General features: G+C 49.1%; 21 protein-coding genes and 1 pseudogene. 8 read left to right on the forward strand and 14 right to left on the reverse strand.

Annotated elements, in window-relative coordinates; all coding sequences use genetic code 11:
- Window positions 1-277: 277 nt before the first annotated feature.
- A pseudogene (locus tag AAY72_RS14160) lies at window positions 278-696 on the reverse strand (cation diffusion facilitator family transporter); the annotation flags it as partial.
- Window positions 697-727: 31 nt separating this feature from the next.
- On the reverse strand, window positions 728-1,192 hold the full coding sequence (gene cadR, locus AAY72_RS14165; protein WP_050979306.1) for a Cd(II)/Pb(II)-responsive transcriptional regulator: 465 nt from the start codon (window positions 1,190-1,192) through the stop codon (window positions 728-730).
- Between the two features lie 22 nt (window positions 1,193-1,214).
- On the opposite strand from cadR, the gene AAY72_RS14170 reads away from it, so the two are divergent.
- The 5 genes from AAY72_RS14170 (at window position 1,215) to AAY72_RS14190 (ending at window position 8,054) form a co-directional block, all read left to right on the forward strand.
- Window positions 1,215-2,120 (forward strand): cation transporter, encoded by a 906-nt coding sequence (locus AAY72_RS14170; protein ID WP_008985547.1) that lies wholly within the window; start codon window positions 1,215-1,217, stop codon window positions 2,118-2,120.
- A 42-nt stretch (window positions 2,121-2,162) separates the two neighbouring features.
- Complete coding sequence (locus tag AAY72_RS14175) at window positions 2,163-2,528, forward strand: hypothetical protein (protein ID WP_008985546.1); 366 nt, start codon at window positions 2,163-2,165, stop codon at window positions 2,526-2,528.
- Between the two features lie 51 nt (window positions 2,529-2,579).
- Entirely contained in the window at window positions 2,580-3,824 is a 1,245-nt protein-coding gene (locus AAY72_RS14180; RefSeq protein ID WP_057788383.1) for a TolC family protein, read from the forward strand.
- A 78-nt stretch (window positions 3,825-3,902) separates the two neighbouring features.
- Window positions 3,903-4,922 carry an efflux RND transporter periplasmic adaptor subunit gene (locus tag AAY72_RS14185; RefSeq protein WP_057788385.1) on the forward strand — a complete coding sequence of 340 codons (1,020 nt, stop codon included), beginning with the start codon at window positions 3,903-3,905 and terminating at the stop codon, window positions 4,920-4,922.
- 9 nt (window positions 4,923-4,931) lie between these two features.
- Window positions 4,932-8,054, forward strand: coding sequence for an efflux RND transporter permease subunit (locus tag AAY72_RS14190; protein ID WP_057788387.1), 3,123 nt, complete (start codon window positions 4,932-4,934; stop codon window positions 8,052-8,054).
- 65 nt (window positions 8,055-8,119) lie between these two features.
- Here the strand turns inward: AAY72_RS14190 and AAY72_RS14195 are convergent, their stop codons facing one another.
- The 7 genes from AAY72_RS14195 to AAY72_RS14225 form a co-directional block, all read right to left on the reverse strand.
- Window positions 8,120-8,530: a DUF3703 domain-containing protein gene (locus AAY72_RS14195; RefSeq protein WP_008985542.1), complete on the reverse strand. Its 411-nt coding sequence runs from the start codon at window positions 8,528-8,530 to the stop codon at window positions 8,120-8,122.
- 755 nt (window positions 8,531-9,285) lie between these two features.
- Window positions 9,286-9,801, reverse strand: coding sequence for a DUF411 domain-containing protein (locus tag AAY72_RS14200; RefSeq protein ID WP_057788389.1), 516 nt, complete (start codon window positions 9,799-9,801; stop codon window positions 9,286-9,288).
- A gap of 20 nt (window positions 9,802-9,821) precedes the next feature.
- On the reverse strand, window positions 9,822-10,307 hold the full coding sequence (locus tag AAY72_RS14205; protein WP_057788391.1) for a DUF4440 domain-containing protein: 486 nt from the start codon (window positions 10,305-10,307) through the stop codon (window positions 9,822-9,824).
- A 38-nt stretch (window positions 10,308-10,345) separates the two neighbouring features.
- Window positions 10,346-11,236, reverse strand: coding sequence for a CopD family protein (locus AAY72_RS14210; protein ID WP_057788394.1), 891 nt, complete (start codon window positions 11,234-11,236; stop codon window positions 10,346-10,348).
- A 17-nt stretch (window positions 11,237-11,253) separates the two neighbouring features.
- Entirely contained in the window at window positions 11,254-11,649 is a 396-nt protein-coding gene (locus AAY72_RS14215; RefSeq protein WP_057788395.1) for a copper resistance CopC family protein, read from the reverse strand.
- A gap of 49 nt (window positions 11,650-11,698) precedes the next feature.
- The gene (locus AAY72_RS14220; RefSeq protein ID WP_369815368.1) at window positions 11,699-12,514 is read right to left on the reverse strand and encodes a copper resistance protein B; all 816 of its coding nucleotides are present in this window, start codon (window positions 12,512-12,514) and stop codon (window positions 11,699-11,701) included.
- A gap of 356 nt (window positions 12,515-12,870) precedes the next feature.
- Complete coding sequence (locus tag AAY72_RS14225; RefSeq protein ID WP_304439260.1) at window positions 12,871-14,682, reverse strand: copper resistance system multicopper oxidase; 1,812 nt, start codon at window positions 14,680-14,682, stop codon at window positions 12,871-12,873.
- Between the two features lie 166 nt (window positions 14,683-14,848).
- Between AAY72_RS14225 and AAY72_RS14230 the strand changes: the two genes are divergently transcribed.
- Together AAY72_RS14230 and AAY72_RS14235 are read left to right on the forward strand one after the other, a co-directional pair.
- Window positions 14,849-15,535, forward strand: a complete 687-nt coding sequence (locus AAY72_RS14230; protein ID WP_008985530.1) for a heavy metal response regulator transcription factor — start codon at window positions 14,849-14,851, stop codon at window positions 15,533-15,535.
- Complete coding sequence (locus AAY72_RS14235; protein WP_057788399.1) at window positions 15,528-16,922, forward strand: heavy metal sensor histidine kinase; 1,395 nt, start codon at window positions 15,528-15,530, stop codon at window positions 16,920-16,922. The genes AAY72_RS14230 and AAY72_RS14235 overlap by 8 nt, the downstream gene beginning before the upstream one ends.
- 54 nt (window positions 16,923-16,976) lie before the next feature.
- On the opposite strand, the gene AAY72_RS14240 is transcribed toward AAY72_RS14235, so the two are convergent.
- The 4 genes from AAY72_RS14240 to AAY72_RS14255 all read right to left on the reverse strand — a co-directional run bounded on the left by AAY72_RS14240 (window position 16,977) and on the right by AAY72_RS14255 (window position 21,924).
- The gene (locus AAY72_RS14240) at window positions 16,977-18,824 is read right to left on the reverse strand and encodes a 2Fe-2S iron-sulfur cluster-binding protein (protein WP_057788402.1); all 1,848 of its coding nucleotides are present in this window, start codon (window positions 18,822-18,824) and stop codon (window positions 16,977-16,979) included.
- Window positions 18,821-19,579 (reverse strand): PepSY domain-containing protein, encoded by a 759-nt coding sequence (locus tag AAY72_RS14245; RefSeq protein WP_008224194.1) that lies wholly within the window; start codon window positions 19,577-19,579, stop codon window positions 18,821-18,823. Before AAY72_RS14245 ends, AAY72_RS14240 begins: the two co-directional genes overlap by 4 nt.
- A 160-nt stretch (window positions 19,580-19,739) precedes the next feature.
- Entirely contained in the window at window positions 19,740-21,230 is a 1,491-nt protein-coding gene (locus AAY72_RS14250) for a TonB-dependent receptor domain-containing protein (RefSeq protein ID WP_197408423.1), read from the reverse strand.
- Window positions 21,231-21,282: 52 nt separating this feature from the next.
- Window positions 21,283-21,924: an ATP F0F1 synthase synthase gene (locus tag AAY72_RS14255; RefSeq protein WP_231728975.1), complete on the reverse strand. Its 642-nt coding sequence runs from the start codon at window positions 21,922-21,924 to the stop codon at window positions 21,283-21,285.
- Between the two features lie 73 nt (window positions 21,925-21,997).
- On the opposite strand from AAY72_RS14255, the gene AAY72_RS14260 reads away from it, so the two are divergent.
- On the forward strand, window positions 21,998-22,330 hold the full coding sequence (locus tag AAY72_RS14260; RefSeq protein ID WP_057788404.1) for a DUF6488 family protein: 333 nt from the start codon (window positions 21,998-22,000) through the stop codon (window positions 22,328-22,330).
- 107 nt (window positions 22,331-22,437) lie between these two features.
- Here AAY72_RS14260 and AAY72_RS14265 read toward each other — a convergent pair whose 3' ends face one another.
- Window positions 22,438-24,768: a TonB-dependent receptor gene (locus AAY72_RS14265; RefSeq protein WP_057788406.1), complete on the reverse strand. Its 2,331-nt coding sequence runs from the start codon at window positions 24,766-24,768 to the stop codon at window positions 22,438-22,440.
- Between the last annotated feature and the right edge of the window lie 210 nt (window positions 24,769-24,978).

Genomic DNA, 24,978 nt, shown 5'->3' on the forward strand with positions numbered 1-24,978 from the left:
GAAAACCATCGGTTACGGACTGCCGGACTTCGCAGAGGAACTCAACTACGGAGTCGATCTATCAACCATCTGAGGGTGGTATCAGATTGATGGGGTGAAGGTGCCCCATCAACCATCAAATCCGTATACCCTAAAATTTTAGATAAAGGTCACTGCCCATTTCTTTCTAGTCTGAATAACATTTCGGGTGCATACCTTAAGACGAAGCGAGCAAAATCATCACCAGCCAACAAATCAATCGGAACTCCTAACTTCGAAGACACCTCAGAAATCCTTCTTTGCTCAAGCGGTAAGCGGCAAAGCCATTGACTGCAACACCCAGCACAGCTAAAGCCAGCATTTCCTCTGTCACTGGCATTACCGGGTTAGCCAGCCGCGGTATTGCCTCAGTCAGTACCCAAACCGATCCGGCAATCAATACCAAGCCGTTAATTAAGGCGCCAAACAATGACAATCTGCGGTAGCCGTAAGTAAATTGTCGGTTTGCAGACTTTCGGCCAAGCCGGTGCAACAGCCATGCACTGCCAATAGATAAGCTATCACCCAGGTCATGCACTGCATCTGCCATAATTGCTGTGCTGTTGGTTAACCAACCGCCGATAAACTCAATTAGGGTAAAACCCACATTAAGAAAAAAGCCATAGCGATCCGGTTGTCGCTGTCGTCTTTGATATATGAATGGTTGTGCTGGTGCATTAAGACTCACCTATTTATTGCTGATAACAACTTAGTTGGTTTGACTAACGGCTTCATTCAATTGTTTTAAAATACCACAGTGCTCTACCGTGCGCTTCGAGTTGCAGCTAAGACGTAAAGCCTTTAGTTGTTTATTAAGCTGCGTTAAATCCGCTATGCGACGTTCTACCTGCTCGATATGCTGTTCAATCATCTGATTAACATCATCACACTGCGACATTGGCGAGTCATTCAAACTCAGTAACTGACGAATTTCTGCCAAACTCAGATCTAAACTCCGGCAGTGTTTAATAAATAGCAACCGCTCGATATCAGCGTGATCGTAGAGGCGGAAATTACCATCGCTACGTAATTTCGCCGCAAGAAGCTGCTCCTTTTCATAGTGACGGATGGTTTCCACAGAACAGCCAGAGATTTTTGCCAGCTCTCCAATCTTGATCATCTCGATACTGCCTATTGACTCTATAGTAACTACAGAGTTTAAACTAGGTTTCATATCAACCCAAGGTTTATCGGTTATGAATGCAAAATGCTGTTCCAATGATAAGTGTAGCGAAACGGGCAACAGTGAAAATAGCGCCGTTGATGCACCTGATAAGCATGCAAAATATGCCTACCTTAGTGAATTTAGGGTGCCTAAAATGGACTGCCCTGCCGAAGAGCGTTTGATCCGTATGGCGCTGGAAACAGTTGAGCCCGGTGTTCTGTTACAGTTTGATATCCGACAAAGGCAGGTTCGCGTTTTTCACACGGTGAATGCCAATGAAATTACAACAAAAATGCACAGCTTAGGGCTGGGCGCATCGCTGACAAAGACCGGGCCGGTGAAACCCGAAGAGGTAACGCAGGCCAGACAATCCACAGCATCAGGTTCGCTGCGTGAGGAGTTAATTTTAAAATGGTTGCTGGGCATTAACGCGGTGATGTTTGCAGTAGAGTTTGTGACCGGTTGGCTGGCTCAATCAACCGGGTTAATAGCCGACTCTTTGGATATGTTTGCCGATGCAGCGGTATACGGGGTTGCGCTATACGCAGTCGGGCGTAGTAGCAAGGTTCAATTAAACGCCGCACAGCTTGCCGGCTGGCTGCAATTAATTTTAGCTTTTGGGGTGATCAGTGAGGTGATACGGCGCTACCTGTTTGGTAACGAGCCAGTGTCGACGTTGATGTTAATTATGGGCGCTATTGCTTTGGTTGCTAATGTGATCTGTCTTTCGTTAATTCATCAACAAAAAGAAAGCGGCGTGCATATGAAAGCCAGTTGGATTTTCTCTGCAAATGACGTTATCGTAAATGCTGGGGTGATTTTGGCCGGATTATTAGTCACCTGGACCGGGTCACGCTATCCGGATCTGGTAATAGGGTTCATCATTGGATTAGTTGTACTCAATGGTGCGCGCAGGATTTTACAGCTAAAAGCGTAAGTCGCAATAGCGCTACCATAGCGCTAACTTACTGAGGGATTTATGTTAGGTCGTACATCAGGCTTATTATTACTGTTGCTGATTATGCTGAATCATGCCGTGATGGCCTGTGATGCGTTAGTTATGCATTTGCCTGATCATGCCCATGCCTACACTGACCTGCAACATGAACACTGCCACTCAGATACCCTTTTCGACGTAAGCAGTGAGCAAGTCACTGCACATAACGTTGCACATAACTCTGAGCATGATGCCGACGAACACAGTAATCATGCTCATGTGACCTGCTATATCGCTTTTTTTCAGGGCATGGAACTGCTTAACTTCCGTGACAGTGTTATAGCCGCTACCCAACCAGGGTTAAACCTCATTAGCTATCGCCCACCGGTGCCGCCGCCAAATATCTGATCCTGCTTGTTTATCTTTTTTTATTAACGATTAACTTTCAGGAGCATACCCATGCGTATGACACTAATGCTGCCAGCAATACTGGCGGCGGTATTTTGCGCGCTTCCGCTACGTGCAGAGCCGCAAGCACTGACATTACAACAGGCAATAGATAAAACGCTGCAACACAACCCTCAGCTGCATCAGTTTAAATTTACGCAACAGCGTCTGTTTGCAGAGCGTGATTTGCAAAGCCTTAAACCCGGTTATCAACTCGGTGTAGAGCTTGAGAATGTTGCGGGCACCGGAGAGGCCAGAGGGCTGGCCGGTGCTGAGCTGACAATCGCCTTATCTTCCGTGATAGAGCTGGATAATAAAGCTCAATGGCGCGCTGCGGTAGTAGACGCCAGGCTCAATACTCTTGAATGGCAGCAACAGGCGCAAACCCTGGATGTGCTGGCAGAGCTTACCCGCAATTATATTAATCTATTGGCCAGCCAGCAGGAATTGACACTGACAGAAGAGGCAGTAGAGCTCTCAGAAGCCCTGCTGCAAAGCGCTGAAAAACGTGCTGCCAGCGGTGCCTTGTCAGATGCTGAAATCATGCGGGCAAAGGCGCAACTGGCGCAGGTTCAGATCGGGCGGGACGCCCTGTTGCAGCGCATTGAGCGGCAAAAAATAGCCATAGCACGTTTTTGGGGTGATACCAGCGCCAACTTTAACGTTGTGGCAGGTAACTTGTTTGCTTTTGGCCAAAGCCGCCCTTTTGCTGAGCTGTATCAGCGGCTGCAACAATCGCCGGCGTTAACCATTTTTGCCTCTGAACGTCGGTTAAAAGACGCTGAAGTGCGACTGGCACAAAGCCAGAATCGCGCCGATCTGAGTTGGCAGGTAGGGGTAAGACGCTATCAGGCCAGTGATGATACAGGCCTTACCTTTGGTATCTCAGTGCCGTTATTTGCTGAACGTCGCAATAGTGCAGCCATCGAAGCTGCGCTGGCAGAGCGAAACAATGTCGAGTATCGACAGCAGGATAGCTTACTGATCCTGCATGAACGCTTGTTTGATGCGTACTCGCAACGACAGCAATTTATTACCAGTCACCAACAGTTGGCGCAGTACGTGATCCCCAACCTGGAACAAGCGCTGGATCTTACGCGTGATGCATACCAGCGCGGGCGCTCAAATTATCAGGATTGGCTTAATGCCCAGCAAGAATTGTTGCAGGCAAAAAGACACTTACTGGAAACCGCCACTGCGGTGCTATTGAGCCAGGCGACGATTGAACAGCTTACCGCCGAGCCGGTAACGCAGTAACTGACAAGATTATTGCCCCGCTGCCGCACTTCATTAACTGTGCGACGTGGCAAACAGAACATACAGGAAGATAGCATTATGAAACCACATGTAACACTGGCAATGTTTATTGCAGCCTGGCTGATGCCGATGCATGTAATGGCCGCCAATGAGCAAGAACAAGCTCACGTCCATGCCAAAGAACAAGCGGTAAAGCCGCAATCTGACACTAAGAAAAATGAAGAGCACAAAAAACATGAAGAACACAATGAGCATGAAGGGCACGACGAAAACGACGAGCATGAACACAACGAAACCCTAAGCAGCCGCATTAGTGATGATATGGCTACGGCAGTTAATATTGTCACAGACCGTGCTGACAGCCAGCGATTACGCCAACATCAGGTTGTTTATGGCAAGCTTAGCGCTGATCCAAACCGCATCAGCCATGTTAATGCCCGTTTTCCCGGTATTCTTACCTCGGTGAAATTCTCGCTGGGTGACAGCGTAAAAGCAGGCGATGTACTGGCCGTTGTCGAGTCAAATGAGAGCTTAAATACCTATACCATTAAAGCGCCAATTGACGGCGTTATTATTCAGCGCAGCGCCAATGTTGGTGAAGTCGCACAGCAGCAGACGCTGTTTAGCATTGCTGATTTTGGCAGCCTGTGGGCAGATTTTCGCCTGTACCCGTCACAACAAGATGCTGTCGCGACAGGACAAAAAGTGGTCATTATGGCCGCTGACACTGAGATTAACGGCGTAATTGCGCATATCATCCCATCATTAACCCAGCCCTATCAACTGGCCAGAGTTAAGCTGGATAACCGTGACGGTAAACTGTCGTCCGGGCAATTGATCGAAGGTGCTGTGATAAGCGGTGAATTCAACGTTGAGCTTGCCGTTAAAAAATCGGCCATTCAAATACTGGACAATAAAAGCGGAGTCTTCGTAAAAAACAATAGCGAATATGTCTTTACCCCATTGCAGCTTGGCCGTAGCGACATGGATTATGTCGAAGTGATTGCCGGTTTAAAGCCCGGCCAGTGGTATGTCACGACAAATAGCTATCTGTTAAAAGCGGATATTGAAAAATCTGAAGCCGAGCATGATCATTAAGGGGGCACTATGATTGAATCCATGTTGCGCCTGGCTATTGCGAGGCGGTATCTATTTTTAACGCTGACACTGTTGATTATTGCCATTGGTAGCTGGAGCTACCAACAGTTACCGATTGATGCAGTGCCGGATATTACTAACGTTCAGGTGCAAATAAACACGGCGGCGCCAGGTTATTCGCCACTTGAAGCAGAGCAGCGTATTACCTATCCGGTAGAAACTGCCCTGTATGGCTTACCCAATTTAAGTTATACCCGCTCATTGTCACGCTATGGCTTGTCACAGGTAACGGTGGTGTTTGAAGAAGGCACGGACATCTACTTTGCCCGCAATCTAATCAACACCCGGTTGGGCGCTATCAAGGATATGTTGCCTGAGGGCATAGAGCCTGAAATGGGCCCTATTTCAACCGGTCTTGGTGAAATCTTTATGTATACGGTGCAGGCCAAGCCGGGCGCGCTGCAACAAAATGGTTCACCTTACGATGCCATGGCACTGCGGGAAATCCAGGACTGGATAATAAAACCTCAGCTGGCACAGGTTAAAGGTGTGGTGGAAGTAAACAGCATTGGTGGCTACAACAAGCAATACCATGTGTTACCCGACCCACTGAAACTGCTTAATTATGGCCTGAGTATTAAGGATGTTGAGCTGGCCCTGCAAGCCAACAATGACAACAGAGGCGCTGGTTATATTGAACGTGAAGGCATGCAACTGCTGGTACGCTCGCCCGGTCAGTTAACCTCACTGGATGACATTGCTAATGTCATTATTACGCAATACGACACAATACCGGTAAAGCTGAGTGACGTTGCCGATGTTGCCATTGGCAAAGAGCTGCGAACCGGTGCGGCAACCCAGGATGGTAAAGAAGCTGTGCTGGGTACAGCCATGATGTTAATTGGTGAAAACTCACGCACAGTGGCACGCGATGTCGCGCAAAAGCTGGAGCAGATCAAAAGCTCTCTGCCAGAGGGTATTATTGCTGAAGCCGTATATGATCGCACCACCTTAGTGGATAAAGCCATTGCAACCGTCAGTAAAAACCTGCTGGAAGGCGCATTACTGGTGATCGTAGTGTTGTTTATCCTGCTGGGCAACCTGCGGGCGGCGTTAATCACTGCGGCGGTGATCCCGCTATCAATGCTGATGACCATTACCGGCATGGTACAAGCCGGCGTTTCTGCCAACCTGATGAGCCTGGGTGCGCTGGATTTTGGCTTAATTGTTGATGGTACGGTGATTATTGTCGAGAATGCGGTTCGCCGCCTGGCGCAGGCACAGCACAACGGCCGTATCCAACCGCTAAAAGAGCGCTTAAATACGGTGTATCTGGCAACTGCAGAGGTTATCCGGCCCAGTTTGTTCGGTGTGGCCATTATTACTATCGTGTATATTCCTATTTTTTCGCTGACCGGTGTCGAAGGTAAAATGTTTCATCCTATGGCAGCGACTGTGGTGATGGCCCTGTTATCCGCTATGGTGTTGTCGCTGACCATTGTGCCTGCCGCTGTGGCGGTGTTCTTAAATGGTAAAATCAGTGAAAAAGAAAGTGCGGTCATAAGAGGCGCTAAAACCCTGTACGCACCGCTATTAGCGCTGGCACTCAAATTTCGCTGGCTGGTGATTGGTTTGGCCAGTGCTCTGGTTGGTGTGTGTCTGTGGTTGGCGACCACGTTGGGGGCAGAGTTTGTGCCTCAGCTTGATGAGGGCGATATCGCTTTACATGCCATGCGTATTCCGGGCACCGGCTTAGAACAAGCCGTTGCAATGCAGGAAATTCTGGAGCAGAAGATCAAAACCTTTGCTGAGGTTGATAAAGTGTTTGCCAGAATTGGTACCGCAGAAGTGGCGACCGATCCGATGCCACCCAATGTGGCTGACAACTTTGTGATATTAAAACCGCGCAGTGAATGGCCCAATCCGGATAAAACCAAAGCCCAATTGGTCACTGAAATGGAAGCTGCTTTGGCGACATTGCCGGGCAATAACTATGAATTTACCCAACCTATTCAGATGCGTTTTAATGAACTGATTTCCGGTGTACGAGCAGATCTGGCTATTAAGGTATTTGGTGATGATTTAGATCAGCTGGTTACAAGCGCTAATCAAATTCTGCAAGCCGTCAACAAGGTGCAAGGTGCTGCGGATACTAAAGTGGAACAAGTCACTGGTTTGCCAACCTTGTCGGTGATCCCCAACCGAACTGCGCTTGCCCGTTACGGCTTAAATGTGGTTGAACTACAGGACTGGGTATCAGCGGCAATTGGAGGTACGTCGGCCGGTATTCTGTATGAAGGTGACAGACGCTTTGAGCTGATTGTGCGCTTGCCGGAAACCCTGCGTCGCGATCTGGACAAACTGGCGGTGTTGCCGGTGCCATTACCAAATGGGGACTTTGTACCGTTACAGGAAGTGGCTACCTTAGATGTGTCGCCTGCGCCGGCGCAAATTAGTCGTGAAAATGGCAAACGCCGGGTAGTGGTAACCGCGAATGTGCGCGGGCGAGACCTTGGTAGTTTTGTAGAAGAGGTAAAGGCCCAAATCAACCGTGACGTTACATTACCAGCCGGTTACTGGCTGGACTATGGTGGTACTTTTGAGCAGCTGGAGTCCGCCAGTCAGCGCCTTAGCATTGTGGTGCCTGTTACGTTGCTGCTGATTTTAGGTATTCTGGTGATGGCTTTTGCGTCATTTAAAGATGCGTTGATTATCTTCAGCGGTGTGCCGTTGGCGCTCACCGGTGGTGTGTTGGCCTTGTATTTGAGGGGTATGCCTTTATCAATCTCTGCTGGCATTGGCTTTATCGCCTTATCAGGCGTAGCGGTGTTGAACGGTCTGGTGATGCTGAGCTTTATTCGCGATCTCTGGCGTGAGAAAGGTGACTTGCTGTTAGCGATAACGGAAGGCGCGCTTACCCGGTTGCGCCCTGTGCTAATGACCGCTTTGGTCGCGAGCCTCGGTTTTGTGCCGATGGCGATTAATATTGGCACCGGTGCTGAAGTGCAGCGCCCGCTGGCGACAGTGGTGATTGGCGGTATTATTTCGTCAACCTTGCTGACATTGTTGGTATTGCCCGTGTTATATCATTGGGTGCACAAAAACGATAACCGCAAACAGCAAACGGAATAATCATTAACCTGCTTCGCTGCAGCATTGGGCTGCAGCGAAGAACGTTTTGGCAATAGTATGGGTGTTTATGCTAATACGATTAAAACGATAACCGCGTAAATAGTCAGGCGTATTAAGACGTCCCGCCAAATGGGGCTGTCAGCTAGCAAGGGTTGCAAGTCAGCTGGCAAGGGCACTGGCTTTAAAGCAGAGATATTCGCGCCTCCAGGATTTCCCCTTGGAACCCAACCAAATATAAAACCCGGAACCGTTGCTATCAAACGGACGATCTGACCAATAACCTCGCGATTATCATTGCGTTTAAGCCCAATTCGTAACATCTGCCAGTGCGTCGCTATGTGCGGTATAAAATATCTCTGCCCTAAAATATGCGCTCTTTCAAGAGACTTAAACGCATTGTCTAAATCATTGACTTGTTCAGCCTCCATGGCTGAGCGCATACTGATTTGGTACTCATGTTTAATTTTTTTATTCATTTACTATCACTAAGATAATGAGTCTGCGAAAGAAAAGAGCAATCCTCGATCGCTAAATAAGAGACGCGAAGCATATCACTGATTATTAAATTAAAGCTTAACTTAAGTGTACTCTTTAGAGACTACATACATTAGATAATGATAAGACATAGATTCTATTCTGCACTTTAATGTGCATTAAAGTGCAGATTTTTAGCTGGATCTGCGACAAAGTGCATACCTTGTCACTAACATAGTTAATTTCGATACTACTGTCACTACTTTAGCTAAACTTTACACTTCTGCAACACAGATAAGCTCTGAGCGCTGCTGAACAGCAGATAGTGACTAAAGTAAGTTCAAGCACATAGCAGTGTATTTTCAGGAGGGAATTTCAGGGTATCTCAGGAGAACAGGTGCCCGCCTTCGGCTTAGTCATCGGCATCACTATATGCGGTAACAAAAAGTTGAAACAAAAATGCGCTTGTCGAAGCGGATATCACCAATCACAGTGAACAGCTCACAGACGCAGGAAGAAATTCTGGCAGCACTGGAAGAAATTGGTTACCCAGCAACGCCGGCAGCGTCAGTAGCGTCGTGTTGCAATGCTGAAATGAGCTGCAAGTCAGCAAAAATGGCGGACTAACATTTCGCTGTGGTAAGCCGTGCGGCAGGTTGCAAGCCTGACCGCACTGCTCATAGTACTAATTTAGCTAAAACAGTGATTTAGTTGTCATTACAGCACCGCGTAGCAGCAAGGATTGACACTACACTACTTACTGCATGGCAGCATCACTGATGTGAGCGTAAACGCTGGCGCTGCCATCTTTATGCAGCAGCAGAATGTCGTACGGCATAAAGCGGCCTTCCACTTCCATGCCCGGTGAGCCGAGCGGCATCGCCGGTACACTCAGGCCAATCGCATCCGGATGCGACTCAGCAAGAAATTTCCGGATGTATTTAGCAGGGATATGGCCTTCAAAGGCATATCCCTGCTCCGATACGGCGGTGTGACAGGAATAATACTGTGGCGTGATGCCATAGCGCTCTTTTATGCCGCTTAGATCATCATAGTCTTTCGTCTGTGCAACCACTCCCTGCTGTTCAAGGTGCAATACCCACTTTTTACAGCAACCGCAGCTTGGCGTTTTGTATACCGTGAGGGTTAGTGCTGCCGCATTGCCAGCACTGTCGGACAAAGCTGTAGTTTCCGGTTTAGCCGGGCCGGCGTCTTTACAACCAGCCAATAGCGCAGTGGCTGCCAGCATTGCCGCTATCAGAGTTAACTTCATAGTGCTCTCCCGCTGTTGCCTTAGTGCGACCAGTGCACATGCACGATCTTCCAACCGTCGCCGTTATCTACCAGCACCAGCGTTTCTTTACTGATAACGTCAACCGGCTTGCCTTTATAGTCGCCAGTCAGTTGGCTGCGGCTAACCGAATAGGCCACCTTGCCCAGCACCTTGGTCTGATGTTCCAGCGCCTCTACCTGTACCGCCGCCATAAATTTCATATCGGCCAGCATATGGTGACTGGCATACTCATCTGCCGAGCGCTCTACGCCATTACCTTCGACAATCAGCACGTCATCTGCCAGCATGGCGCGCACCGCTTTGGCATCGCCAGCGCGTAACGCCTGATGAAACGCTTTTACCGCCTGAGCGGCAGCGGTGCTTTCGCCGACGAACAAGGCCGGGGCGGCAGGTTTTTCATTGCCGTGCGCCAGCGCACTAACGGGAGAGAGTAACGCCAGGCCCAGGCTGATGGCAGACAGCGTTTGAATTTTATTGCGAAACATATTAGGTATCCTGTTGTAATTATTAGAATAAAGCGGGCTTAATGGGCTAAGCCCACCACAGTGGTAAAGCTGCTACTGGTTGCCAGTACCAATAGCGCTAACAGCATTTCGATAAAAATAGACCGTGCCAGCAACCGGCTGTTCTGATGCTGCGCCAACGCTTTCACCAGATTAAATTTATGCCAGGCTGCCAGCAGTAACATAGCCGCGACCAACATCAGCTTTAACAGCATTAAACGACCATAGTCGGTTACAAACAGTGCTGCAGGCGAATCGAGTAGCTGCAGTAGTATCAACACGCCACAGCTGATAAGCACTAACACCACAATTACCGCTACGCGGCCAAACTGCTGCATCAGTGCCAGTAACCTGTCCGGGGCTAAGCGGTAACAGCTTTGCCACAGCGGCAGCAACGAACCTACCCAGGCCGAAATGGCCAGTACATGCAATGTCAGTAATAGCTGCCATGTCCATGTCAAACTGGCCACGTGGCCGGTTTGACTAAAGCTGGCAGCCAGCAATAAGGCGGCGATACTCACCAGCGCAATGCTACCCGCTTTACCACTGTGGCTAAAGCGCCAGGCCCAAAGCGACAGCGTGGCAAACCCGCATAACAGTAATAGCAGCTGGGTGCGCATTGCCGATTGCCAAACCATCTGTAGCATCAGCCTGTCGGCCATGCCAGCTACGCCTGTTTCGGCCAGCGCACCAGCCTGCAGCGGCAGATACAGTAACGCCAGCACCATACCTGCGGCCGACCACCCCAGTACAAGGCGCTTTAACCACAGCCGAAAGGCAAGGCTATCAGACGGTGGCTGAGCCAGCGCCGGCAACTGCAGCAAAAACGCCGCACCAATACTGCCGCTAACCGCAAGATAACTCAGCAGCTTGTGGACAAATAAGGCTAATACCCAGGTATCGCTAAACATCGCCAATCTCCAGCCATCTAGTGCTGATGCGCGTGCGCGCTATCAGCTTTCCCCCCGGCGTCAGCGCTGGCGTGGAGCATAAAACTGAAATCACCTTTCATTTTATGACCGTCTTCGCCCAAACCTACCCAGTTAACCTGATAACTACCGATCTCCAGCACTGGCAACGGCCAGCTAAACTGCGTGGCGACAGCGGTGGGCGTAAAGCCAAAATCGACAGTGTTACCGTTATCGTGCAACAGCGTGACTTTCGTCAGCCGGATCGGGCCACTAAAGCTGATACTGAGTACATCCGGCGCCTGCATGAGCATGGCGTTATCCGCCGGCACCGAGCCGCTTTGTTTAACATGCGCCAGCACAGGCCCGGCAAACGCCAAACAGAGCAGAGTAAGTAGCGGGATTAATTTTTTCATGTTGACCACCTTATTTATTAACATCCAAATTGATTAAAACCCTGATCTATTAAAACCAGAAACGCACACCGGCAACCCAGGATGTTTCTGCTGTCGATGCATCCTGCAGGCGGGCAAAATCTGCCGTGTTACCATATTTGTTCTGCCACTCTACCCCGACATAGGGTGCGAACTGGCGGGAGAATTCATAGCGCAGCCGAAGCCCTGCCTCCAGTGAAGACAGGCCTTTACCCAGCTGATTGACCTCATCGTCTTTGCCATAGGCTGTCAGCTCCGCCCGGGCCTGCAGGATCAGGCGCTGCGTTAACAGCAGCTCGTATTCTGCCTCGGCACTTAACGCGGTGCGACCACCAGTGCCCAGATAAGCCGTGACATCAACTTCAAACCAGTACGGCGCTAGGCCCTGCACACCCAATGCTAACCACTGCCGGTTTGTGCCATCGGCAACCTGATCCAGGCGCAGCCCAAGCTGACCATCCCAATAGGCTGCTATCGCGTGGCTCCATAACAGCTCGGTGCTGCTCTCTTCCAGCTTACCCTCACTGACTTCAGCTTCGGTTTTCAGCACCAACCGATCATAGGTCGTACCATACCAGGCTTGCAGCTCCAGTTCGCCAGCTTCACTGTCGGCATTGTATTCCAGCCGTTCGCCCAGCACGGACCACTGTGGATGTTCAACGCCGTGCTTTAAAAGGCGTGAATCGGCCATGCCATAGGGCCCGTCAGTCAGGGTGTAGCCGTTGGAGTAGGCATGTGGATCGCGGGCATTAGCCGGCGCCTTACCGCCTTGCATCTGCATATCGGCATGGTTCATCGTGCTGTGATCCATACTGCTGTGATCCACGGCCTGCTCAGCATGGGTCATTTCACTATGGTTCATCTCGGTATGATCCATTTTGCTATGGTCCACTTCGCTGTGGTCCATCTGGCTATGGTCTACGGCCTGCTCAGCGTGGCCCATTTTACTGTGGTCCATGCCGCTATGATCCATCTGACTGTGATCCATGTCACTAGGGTTCGTCTGGCTATGGTCAACCGCCTGCTCAGCGTGGTTCATCTTGCTATGATCCATTTTGCCGTGGTCCATTTTGCTGTGGTCCATGCCACTGTGCGTTGGTACCGGCGGTTTCTCAGTGGCGTTCTGCGCTGCCACGCCAGGGCTGAGCGCCACAGTACAGGCCAGCGCCAGCAGCGACAAGGTTAGCGTTACGTTGGCTGTTTTCATGACACCACCACTTCTCTGAACATACCCGCATCCATATGGAACAATAAATGACAATGCCAGGCCCAGCGCCCGACATCATGCGGCGTGGTTAAAAAGCTGATGCGCTGCGCCGGTTGCACCGGAATGGTATGGCGGCGTACCTGTACGGCACCGTTGTCACTTTCCAGATCACTCCACATACCGTGCAAATGCATCGGGTGGGTCATCATGGTGTCGTTTTGCAAGATCACCCGGATACGCTGATTGTGCTTCATATGCACCGGTGTGCTTTTACTAAACTCTAAGCCATCGAATGACCAGGTGTAGCGCTCCATATTGCCGGTCAGATGCAGCTCAATTTCCGCCTCCGGGCCGCCCGGCTCAATAATACCGTCCAGCGAATGTAAATCGGCCAGGGTCAGCGCGCGCCGCCCGGTATTGCGCAAACCAATGCCCGGATCGTCCAGGTTGGTTCTTGGCATATCCACCCGCATATCCACCGACGGGCCATACTCGGTGCTGGCATGACGCACAGTTGAACTGGCTTTGGCATAAGGCACCGCCGGGCCATGCTGACTGTGATCGATAGCCATAGCACCATGCTGGCTATGATCTTCCGCGCCATTGCCGTGCGCCATCGCGCTGTGGCCGTGGCTGTGGCTGTCGCTTGCGCCATGGTTCATATTGCCCATCATGTCAGCCATCGTCAGCCATTCCACCGGATCCAGCGCAGGCACCGGTGCATTTAAGCTCTCGGCCACGGCCAGGGTACCGCGGGCATAGCCACTGCGGTCCATGCTCTGGGCAAAAATGGTGTAGGCATCATTTTGCGGCGAGACGACAACATCATAGGTTTCGCCCGGGCCAAAGCGGAACTCATCCACCGTTACCGGGTGTACATTCTGGCCGTCAGCCTGCACCACAGTCATTTTCAGCTCGGGAATACGCACATCAAAAAAGCTGTTGCTGGAGCCATTGATAAAACGCAGCCGCACACGCTCACCGCGCTTAAATAGGCCGCGCCAGTTGGCTAGCGGCGAACTGCCATTCATTAAATACGTAAAAGTGGCCGCGGAGATATCCGCCAAATCGGTGGGGTTCATCCGCATTTGCTGCCACATCTGGCGTTTCGCCAGTGCCGCGTCCAGCCCTCTGTCAGTGATATCGCGCAGCATGTCCTGCACCGTTGGCTGATTAAAATTATACAAATCACTTTGTACTTTTAATTTGCGAAACACAGTGTGTGGATCTTCATCGGTCCAGTCAGATAGTTGCACCACATATTCGCGGTCAGCTTGGATAATATCCTGCTCTTTTGGCTCAATGATCAGCGCGCCATACATGCCGGTCATTTCCTGAAAGCCACTGTGCGAGTGATACCAGTAAGTACCGCTTTGCTTTAGCGTAAAACGATAGACAAAGGTTTCACCGGGCATAATGCCTCTGAAGCTCATGCCGGGTACGCCGTCCATCTGGTATGGCAGAATGATACCGTGCCAGTGAATTGAGCTCGGCACCGACAAGGTATTGGTTACCCGTATGGTCACGTCATCGCCTTCTCGCAACCGTAACGTCGGTGCCGGAATAGAGCCGTTGATGGTAGTGGCTTTACGCACCATGCCGGTAAAATTCACCAGGGCTTCGCCGATGGTTAAATCAATCACGTTACCGCTGAGCTCAGTGGCATAGCCGGTAAAGGCATTATCTTTAAAGGCGCTACCCGCCCTGACGATATGCGGAAAAGTGGCCAGCACGCCGCCCACCGCCAGCCCCTGCACAAACCGGCGCCGTGAAACAGATAGCGGCATCATGGTTTTGGCTTTTGTCATCTGGAACCTCCAATACATTTTGTATGCTAAGCAGTGTAGTGTGCGAAACTGTCAGCAGCATGACATGAACATGACAAAGTTGTAATCTTAGCGTCATGTTGCTGTGCGGCGGTTTATGGCGTAATACTGCCAGAGCTATGCCCAATCTATGTTTGGAGAGAACAAGGTGCGTTTGCTGATTGTAGAAGATGAACAAAAAACCGGTGACTATTTAAAGCAAGGCCTGAGCGAGGCCGGTTTTCAGGTGTCACTGGTCAGAAATGGCCTGGATGGCCATCATCTGGCGATGACAGAAGATTTCGATTTAATCATGCTGGATGTGATGCTGCCGGACGTCAGCGGCTTACGTATTGTGCAGGCGCTAAGAGAAAATCATAACCATACGCCGGTACTATTTCTGTCGGCCCGCGACAGCGTCGACGACAGGGTGAAAGGCCTGGAGCTTGGCGCCGACGACTACCTGATCAAACCCTTTGCTTTCTCAGAGGTGCTGGCAAGGGTCAGAACCCTGCTACGCCGTGGTCAGGCCGCACCGCAGTCAGAATTATTACAAGTTGCCGATTTACAACTGGATATTGCTAAGCGTAAAGCTAGTCGTAGCGGTGCCAAAATAGCGCTGAGTAATCAGGAATTTAGCTTGCTTGAACTGCTGATGCGCCGCCGTGGTGAAGTTCTGCCGCGCTCGTTAATCGCCTCGCAGGTGTGGGATATGAATTTTGACAGCGACACCAATGTGATTGACGTTGCTATTCGCCGCTTGCGCGGCAAAATTGATGACGGCTTTGCGGCAAAACTGATCCATACCGTGCGCGGTATGGGCTATAAACTGGACGATGAGCAAACTGATGCATAACGCTGGCACACGCCCCCTGTCGATCACCGTTCGCGTGGTCCTTTTCGTCGCGCTGACTATTTCGATCTGCCTGTTTTTCGTGCAGCAATTGCTGCTTAGCTCCGTCGAACATCACTTTATCGAACAGGATGCCGACGAGTTAGCCGTGATCCTGCACGCGGTTGAGCACACGCTGACTGCCGGGCAGAACGGCCAGCAACAGCCGGCACAGACGCTGGCCAAAGCGGTATCGGGCCATCACGGTGTTTACTATCAGGTGATGGATAGCCAAAACCGCTTACTGTACCGCAATGCCGACGTTGATTTAAGCCTGCTGGCTGCCAACACCCCGGCCAGCGCCGACTACAATGCCAAAACCATCCACCACTGGCAGCTGGACGGCAAAGCCTATCGCGGCGTGTTCAGCCTTTTCACCACGGCAGATCAGCAGTATCAGGTGATTGCCGCTATCGACATCAGTTTTCATGAACATTTCTTGCAGCAGTTACAGCGTAGCCTGGGGCTGATTTTACTTGGCTCCGCCCTGCTTACTCTACTGGCGGCCTGGCTTGCAGTGCACCAGGGGCTAAACCCACTTCGGGGTTTAAGCGCGCAAATGCGTGATATTCAAACCAATAAACTGGATATTCGCTTATCGCCGGGCGAGGTCCCGGCCGAGCTGCGGCATATGGTGCAGTCTTTTAATCTGATGTTAGACCGGCTGGAGCAAGGGTTTACCAAGCTGTCGCACTTTAGTGCCGATATTGCGCATGAGCTACGAACACCGCTGACCAATATGATCACGCAAACCCAGGTTAGTTTATCGCGCGCGCGCAGCGCCGACGAGTACCAGAATCTGCTGTTCTCCAATCTGGAGGAGCTGGAGCGGCTGAATAAAATGATAAGCGATATGTTGTGGTTAGCGAAAAGCCAGAACGGTTTACTCACACTGCAAAAGCAAACGTTAAATCTGGCGGACGAAATTCAGGCGATTTTTGACTTTTTTGAAGCCCTTGCTGAAGAGTCTGGTGTTAGTTTGCATTTTTCCGGTCCGGTAATTTTGGTGCAGGCTGATCGCACCTTACTGCGACATGCTTTAACCAATCTGCTGTCAAACGCATTGAGATACACTGCTCAGAGCCAAAGCATTACAGTAACAACAGCACTGGCATCACCAGACTCGATCACTATCAGCGTCGAAAATCCTGGACCGCCTATTCCTCCGGAACATTTACCGTATTTATTTGAGCGCTTTTATCGTGCAGATCAATCAAGGCAACGGCATAGTGAAGGTGCCGGTTTAGGGTTGGCTATTACCAAAGCCATTGTGGAAGCACACGAAGGACAAATTAATGTCGAATCAGATTTAGAGAGCACGCGTTTTGTGATCAGACTTAAAACAGCCTGATCACAGCTTCAAAGTAAAAACTGCGCGGAATCGTCCCACGCAGTTCCGTTTTAGCTAGCTAAATTCATCAAAGGCAATATTACTTTCTGGCACACCTTTGTCGCGCAGCAACCGAATAGTGTCATCCATTAAGCCTTTAGGCCCACACAAATAAAACTCAGGTTCACCTTGCTCAACCACATTCTGCCAGTTTAACGCCAGCACGTGCTGAGCATAGCCAGTCGCACCAAGCCAGCCTTTGTCCGGTCGTGACAACACCGGGTAGTAATGAAAATGCGGATACTGCTTCGCCAACTCATAAAAGTAATCAACGTAAATCACATCATTTTCGTTGCGAGCGCCGTAAAAGAAATGCAGCGGGCGTGGTGGCTTATCACCTTTATTATTCCGATGCAGTGCTAACTGCTCTTCGATCAGCGCTTTAAGTGGCGCCATGCCTGAACCTGCGCCAACCAGTACCATTGTCTTATCGCTACCGGGGCTAGCATAAAACTCTTCAAAAGGCCCCAAGGCCTCAACCCGGTCGCCAATGCGTAAGTTACCCAGATAGTTCGAACCGATACCGGGTAGTACGGACGGGTTCTTAGCACTTTGTAGTTTAATGACAAACACTAACTCGTTTGTCGTATCATCTATGCCAGCCAAGGAATAGCTCCTGCTACAGGCACCGTGTTGATAGTTTAATCGGTCAATATGCTGCCAGTCCTGTTGTAGCAACTCAGGCACATCCAAGGGCACCGAACAGCCACTTGCCTCAGGGATAAAGAAGCGCATAAATGCACCAGCTTTATATCGCATAGGAATCTTCGATTGAGTAGTAAAGCGCAACTCTTTAATAAAAGGGCTTAAAAATTTACTGCTAACTAATTCCAACTGGTACTTCTTCGCATCAGTTATGTCCATTAATGTCATATGTTCAACATCATCACTGAAGTGCTGACAAGCCAACCGGTAACCCTGTTCTAGTTCGAAGGCACTAAAATGCTGCAGATCCGCAGCGGTAGATTTAACATTTTGATTTATCATAATGCGGCATCGACCACAGGTACCGCCACCGCCACAAGTTGAAGGCAAGATAATATTGTGCTCAACCAAACCATCTAATAAATTTTTATGATTGGAAAAAGCCACCTGTCCCAGACTTTTTTGGTTACGGTCAAATAACTTAACGGTGGTTTTGCGAGCAAACAGCTTAATTTTATACTGGCCGCGTAGAGCCAGATCTATGGTCCAGACTAGACCTGTACCGCTAAGCCATAGGGCAATAAAGGCAAACACTATCATTAGCGCGCTGTTAAAACTGCCTTCATTGGCATAATCCATAAAATGCAGTTTCAGGAAAAAGTCGGCCAGGCGTTTATCATCATCACTGTGACCGGCAATACGGCCTGAATCGGCCTCAACATAAACGCTGGTGTTAATTTCATCGGCAAAGTTTACCTGCCACACAGGATTCTTTTGTTTGAGTAAATCGGTAATCGGTGGCTGCAGCAATGTTGCAGACACAATTTCTCCCGGTCCGTTATAGGATGCGCTGGCCAACTGTTTAGCAAAATCAACATCAAGCGTCACTGGCAAACCTGTCCGCGCATCGACCAAACTGTGTTTGTTGACAAAGTTAGCGTACAAACCGCGCTGATGGTTAAGCAAATAATAGGGTTTTTGCGCTAACTCAATTAACGACAGCGTGGTGCTGGGTGCATATTGCCGTAGCACGTCGGCTGGCTCCTGCAACGCCAGCGTATTCCAGGCCAGCGACGGATGCTGATGCACTTTGTAAGTGTGTCCTGCCGCTTTGGTATGATCCATAAAGTTGAAGTACATGCCACTACCCAGCCAGATAAGAAACTGAACACCGACGATAACGGAGGCCCATTTATGGATTTTTCTGACCAAATTCATCGTGCTACTCCTGCTACGTGACTGTCATTGCTATCAGGAGCAAGTAATGCTTCATCTGCTTTGCGAAACACGCGGAAATAGGCCAGCACTAGTCCCAGTACCGAGGCTAAAATGCCTAACATGGTGAACCAGAACAACAGGCTGTTATCAATATCTGCACCATCGTCATAATCCATCACATGAAAGCGGAACATCCAGTCAAACAGGCGCCAGAAACTATGCCGTTTACCAACCAATAATCCCGTCTCAGCAGACACATAAATTGCCGGGGCGCCGAAGTCCGTGAAATTTACCCTCCAAGCTGGCATGACCGCAGGATTGAGCTCAAACGGGGCGTTTTCACTTATCAACTCAGCACTTTCGACTGTGCCTGCACCGCTATAATAGAAGCGGGCAGCTTTTTCTGCCTGAGCCTGGTCTAACGGCGGCATTACAGCGCCGCTACTGGCATCAATGGCTAACTTTTGTTCTTCCAGTGTAAAACGATATACAACCTTATCCAGATAACGCCCCAAGGAAATGGCTTTTGCCTGCGGATAGTGTTGTAACAAACTTTGCAGTGAGTAGGTGACCTGCTGTGGATCGATTTTATCCTGTTCATTATTAACCAAAGTATCGCCATGGATATAATCAATATCCAAAAACACCATATAGGCCCCGGTTACCGACCAAACCATAAACTGCAGGCCAATAAACGCCATCAGCCATTTATGGTATTTTCTGCTGATTTTCAGCAGCCGCATTGATTTATTCATTATCAGCCCTCTAGTGCGGCTGGTTCACACAGCAGCTTAGTAACTGCACATGAAACCATTCGTTCCGTTCAACTCATTGATTTTTACTATTGAATAAAGTAAGCACCTGAGTGGAATGCTTGTATACCATTCCACTCAGGTGCTACCGGTTAACAATGACTTAGAACTGGTAGGTGGCGCGGATGAAGCCGCGGCGTCCTAAAAGATCATATGTCATAACGTCAGTGTTGGCATCGTTCCATGACGTCAGATACGGTGCTTTTTTGTCGAAAATGTTGTCGACACCCAGGCTAAATGTTAACGCATCACTGTAGTACCATGAAGCTGATATATCGGAATAGGTAACTGAATCGACAGATTTACCAAGTGGGTCGGAATCAGTACCATTGACATCATCTGCACTGCCGATATAACGCAAGGAATAGCTTGCTGACCAGTCATCTGTCATCACGCTGTAGCTTAAATTACTACGCCATTCAGTGTAACTTCCTTGGTCCTCAGTAATAAAACCTACTTTGTCGATAGTAGGTTGGCCTTGGAATGGAGTGCTTTCATGTTTTAGCAAACGGGTGATGTCTAAAGTCGCTCGGCTGCTCAAACCAAAAAGGTTAAATTTGTATACCGTGTTAAGGTCAACACCGCTGACAGTTTCTACCGCAGCATTCACCGGGCGCTGATTCAACTCATTAACCTGGTGAGTTACCGGATGCCGGGTAAAGGTATCGCAGAACTTCGCGTTACCGATAGGGTCTTCATAGCATAACCGCAGCATATCGGAACCATTAACAGATGTAATAGCTTCGTCGATTCTAATATCGAAGTAATCTATCGTCGCAGAAAAACCTTCAAGGAATTCAGGCTGCCACACGATACCTACTGTGGTAGTGTCAGCCGTTTCCGGTTCCAGTTTGGGGTTGCCGCCAACACTGGTCAGAATTGTCGTGCCGTCCTGCACAAAATCTGCGGGTACACCTGCCGCCTGGCAGTTTGTAGCTATCGCGCCGGTAGCATTTTCACAAGGGTCTATCGTGCGTAGGTTTTCGCCATTGGTACCGCCGAAGAGCTCAGTAATCACTGGTGCACGAAACGCTGTTGAACGCACAGCACGCAGCATCAGGCTGTCGTTCACACTCCATGTTAAACCCATTTTGTAAGTCGTTTCCGCGCCTGCTGTGTTGTAATCGGAGTATCGTGCAGCTAGTTCAACTGATAACTGTTTAACCAAAAACTCATTGGCCAGCAGAGGGACGGATAACTCACCAAAAATTTCATTGACATCATAACTTCCGCTGATGGGATCCTCTAATCCGTTACGCAGTACCGTGGAATCGGGATCTCGCCATCCTTTTTCTGTTCGACTTTCAGCACCGATAGCAAAACCTAGACCGCCTGCTGGTAGCTCATATAAATAACCATTCATATTTGCAGACCAGACACGCATTTCATTGCCACCGGTTCCTTCACGGCGGTATTTTACGTAATCAATAACGTCTTGCGTCAGCTCGTTTTTCCCGAACCAGTCACCACAAGGAATACCATTGCTGTTGTCATAGGTGCAAATGCTATCATCTAAAGTTTGTGCAGCTCGGTCTGGGTCAATATCAAAGGTCCAGCCATCAGTACCAGTATTGCGGCCATAGTTGTACGATATGTCCCACTCCCAGCCATTTGGTCAACTTCGAGACCTCAGGTGGTAAATTAATTTAGCCTAATGCCTGAACGGAGTTAGCAAGCCTTCTTTCCTGGCTAAATGGAGTTGTATAAAATCTCTGCTCAATTCCGTAAAGCAGCAACTTTAGTTCGTCGTCAGAAGATATCTCAAACTTATGATTTTTTTCATCAAACTTTAATTTTTGCTCACCACAGTAGTCATGGATATAACTCAGCATATTGGTTTTATCATCAACCGACATTTTTTCAAGCGTGGCTACTGCTAGGCCAACTCTTTTGCGATTTGGTTTCGAGACCTTGTCCAAACCGTAGTTATTGCTAAGCTCAATAAATTCCTCATCCAGAAACGTCGCAACCTCTTCGTTAGTTGCCTCTTTATATAGCTGATCAATACCGGTGAATATACTGGAAATTGTCGCCAGACTTTTGAAAATCAGTGTGTCAGCAGCTTTGATATATACGGCATCTGGCAGAGCGTTTATCACCAGTCGGCTTTGACTTTGTTCAAGCTCTGCAACTTCACCAAACACTAAGGTTTTACGTTTTACAAAAAGGCTCGGCGTTACTTTCTGAAAATAGAAATCACCGCCCTGTACAGACAACAGATATGCTATTTTGGAAAAATTTGCTTTGGTTAAGTCGTTATAGTCTTTAGAGTCAAAATCTTGCTTCAACAGATCAATACAAAAGACTTTCTCACTGATTGGTCTGAAACAATAATTCAACCCACATAACTTGGAGATTCAAATGAAAAAGTTAGTTTCAGCAGCAGCGTTGTGCTGCATGTTAATCAGCGGCGGCGCAATGGCTCATGCTGATCACGGCATCATTAGTAGCCAACAGGCTGTCGCTATCGCGGTGAAGTCGGTGCAGCAGATGACGTTTAAAGATTTTGGTTTTGCTGTCGGCAAACTGGATACGTCATGGAAAGCGCTGGAAGCAAAGCAATTCTCGGTCGTTAGCATTGAAGAGGGCTTTTACATAGTGAGCGCGGTTAATAGCAGCAAAGCTGAACAGGTCTTTTTTAAAATCGCCAACAACGGCCAGGTATTAGATGTAAAGCCCGTTAACGATTTTTAGTTATCCGCTAAAGCTAAAGGCACTGTTAGCATGCTAACAGTGCCTTGGTCAGGTTACATACCAGCGCGTCCGTGCCTGGCTGACATAATTAACTGTGGATAGCAGTTTTAAAACATCGCCCGGATACCAATGGTCAGCGCTCTGCCAGGCAGAGGGGCATCCTCTTTGATAAGGGAACTGTGAACAAATCCAAGCTCATTTGTCAGATTAGTAGCACGTAAAAACGCTGTCATATCAACTTTTGCCAGGTTGAAGTCATAGTTAATATTGGCGTCCACCAAAGTGTAGCCCTTAGTGGTACTTTCATTGACTGCCACTTTATCCTGTCTGGCATAATGTGTTACACCGATGTCTGCGCTCCAGCTTAAGCCATTGTATTGATAACCCACACCCGTTTTGTAAGGCGGTATGCGTGGCAGGTAATCACCGCCGTCCAGTTTAGCCCGCACAGCATCAAAAAATACATTCAATGACTGGGCATTATTAAGTTTATAACGGGCTTCAAACTCCATACCGTATAAGGTGGCATCTTGCTGCTGGTATTGATACAGCGGAAAGCTGCCATCCCCGGCATGCCCTTCTTCCAGATCTTCCATCGTTAAACCAGTGTTGGATAAGTACAAGTAGTCACCCACCTTGTTGTAGAAAAAGTTATAAGTGAAGGTCAAATCGCCTTGAAAGCTACGGAAGGTGACATCAACGTTATTCGCCGTTTCTTTTTTAACATTACGTTCAGACACTTCGATTTCACCATCACGTAGCTCATAGGCTAAACCTAGCTCATAACTACTGGTAGCAATATGCGCACCATTCGAGTAGAGCTCTGCGGCGCTTGGCGCACGCTCAGAGTGACTAACGGCAAGCGCCCAGGAAAACCCCGGGGTAAATTCCCACACCAGGCCGGCGGAGGCACTAAATGCCGCAAAGGTGTCTGACAGATCACTTACCATACCCGCTTCATGGCCCAGCTCTACTGCCCCTGCACTGTGTTTCGTCCGCTCAATGCGGCCACCTAACTGCACAGTAAGGTTACCAAACTGTTTTTCTTCCAGTGCGAACAATGCGTGTGACAAGCTATCGCTATCCGGTGTAAAAGCTTCCTCACCAAATGCCTGATAATCAGCGTGTTGTAAGTGATAACCGACAGTACCATGCCAGCCAGCAATGGCCTCGTGTTCCAGTGTTATGCGGCTTTCCAATGCTTTATTTTTGAATGTAGTGCCAGGAGCACCGTCTTCAATTTCCTGATGCTGATAATCGGTATAGGCAGCGGTAAAGGCCAGTGTTTTAACTCCTGCGAAGGGGGTGTATAACTCACCGGCCATACTGAGTCGGTTCTGCTTTAATTTAGCAAATACACCTTCTTCTTCAGCGTGTTCATCAAGCTCAGTGTCTTCGCCGCCATGCTCTTCGCCGTGTTCCTCTTGAAGGCCTGGAATGCCATAGTCAGATTCCAGTCGGCCGATACTGATGCCAAATAATCCGGCATCGCCAATCAAGCTGACACCCGCATTCAATGCTTTACTTTGTGTCCAGGAATTCTCAAGGGTGTTAGTGCTTTCACCTTCGTCATTGATAAAGCGCGGCACCTCGTAGTCTGCTGTATCACGGTTAAAACCGTCGACATGCCAGGCAATGTTGTTACCGCTACCTTCATGATTCAGTGCTACCGTTTTTTCGTCAGAGACATCAACATAACGGGTCTCCAGTTTGGTCTCACTATTCGCTCTTAACTGGCGTGGAATACGGTTATCAACCACGTTCACAACGCCACCAATAGCGCCGCTGCCATACAACAAGGTTGCCGGGCCGCGCAGCACTTCTATCTGTTGTGCAGTAAGTGCATCTGCTGTTATAGCGTGATCCGGGCTAATACGTGACACATCACCGGTGCTGAGGCCGTTATTCATTACCCGTACTCTTGGGCCATCCAAACCACGAATTATCGGGCTGGACGCGACAGGTCCATAATAATTTGCATGCACACCCGGTTCGTATTTTAGTGTTTCTCCCAAAGTGGGTTCGGTGCGCCGGCTTAATTCTTCAGTGGCCAGTACTGATACCGGCGTAGCCATTTCAAGGTTGTATTTATGAATACCTGATGCTGCTACAACTATGCGTTCGATACCACCTGCGGTGAGGCTGATATCCAGTTGTGATTCATCGCCTACAGTGACAAAACTGTCTCCGTAGCCAGCAGCGGAAATATGCAGTTCTGCATTTGCCGGTGCCTGAATGCTGAATTTACCTTGCTCGTCTGCGTACACATACTGCTGAAGCCCGTGCAAATGAATACGCGCGTTTTTTAACGGCTGACCTTGCTGGTTGGTGACTACGCCAGTGTAACGCTGGACTTGCTGTTGGGCTGAAACACTGAATGTTAAGCTTATAAGCGCTGCTAAAACACTATAGCGCTTGTAAGTGGGTGATATGTTCATTATTAATACTATCTGCTGCTTGTTGTGTAATGTTATAACATTATACAGCTTTGATTAGGCACAGCAACCATAAAATTCTGGCTATTCGGTTTAAATGGTTGATGGGGTGCTCTTGCCCCACCTACTCGGTACCACCCTCAGATGGTTGATAGATCGACCCCGTAGTTGAGCTCCTCTGCGAAGTCCGGTAGTCCGTAACCGATGGTTTTC

It is taken from the genome of Alishewanella sp. WH16-1 (assembly GCF_001441695.1).
GTDB classification, from domain to species: Bacteria; Pseudomonadota; Gammaproteobacteria; order Enterobacterales; family Alteromonadaceae; genus Alishewanella; species Alishewanella agri.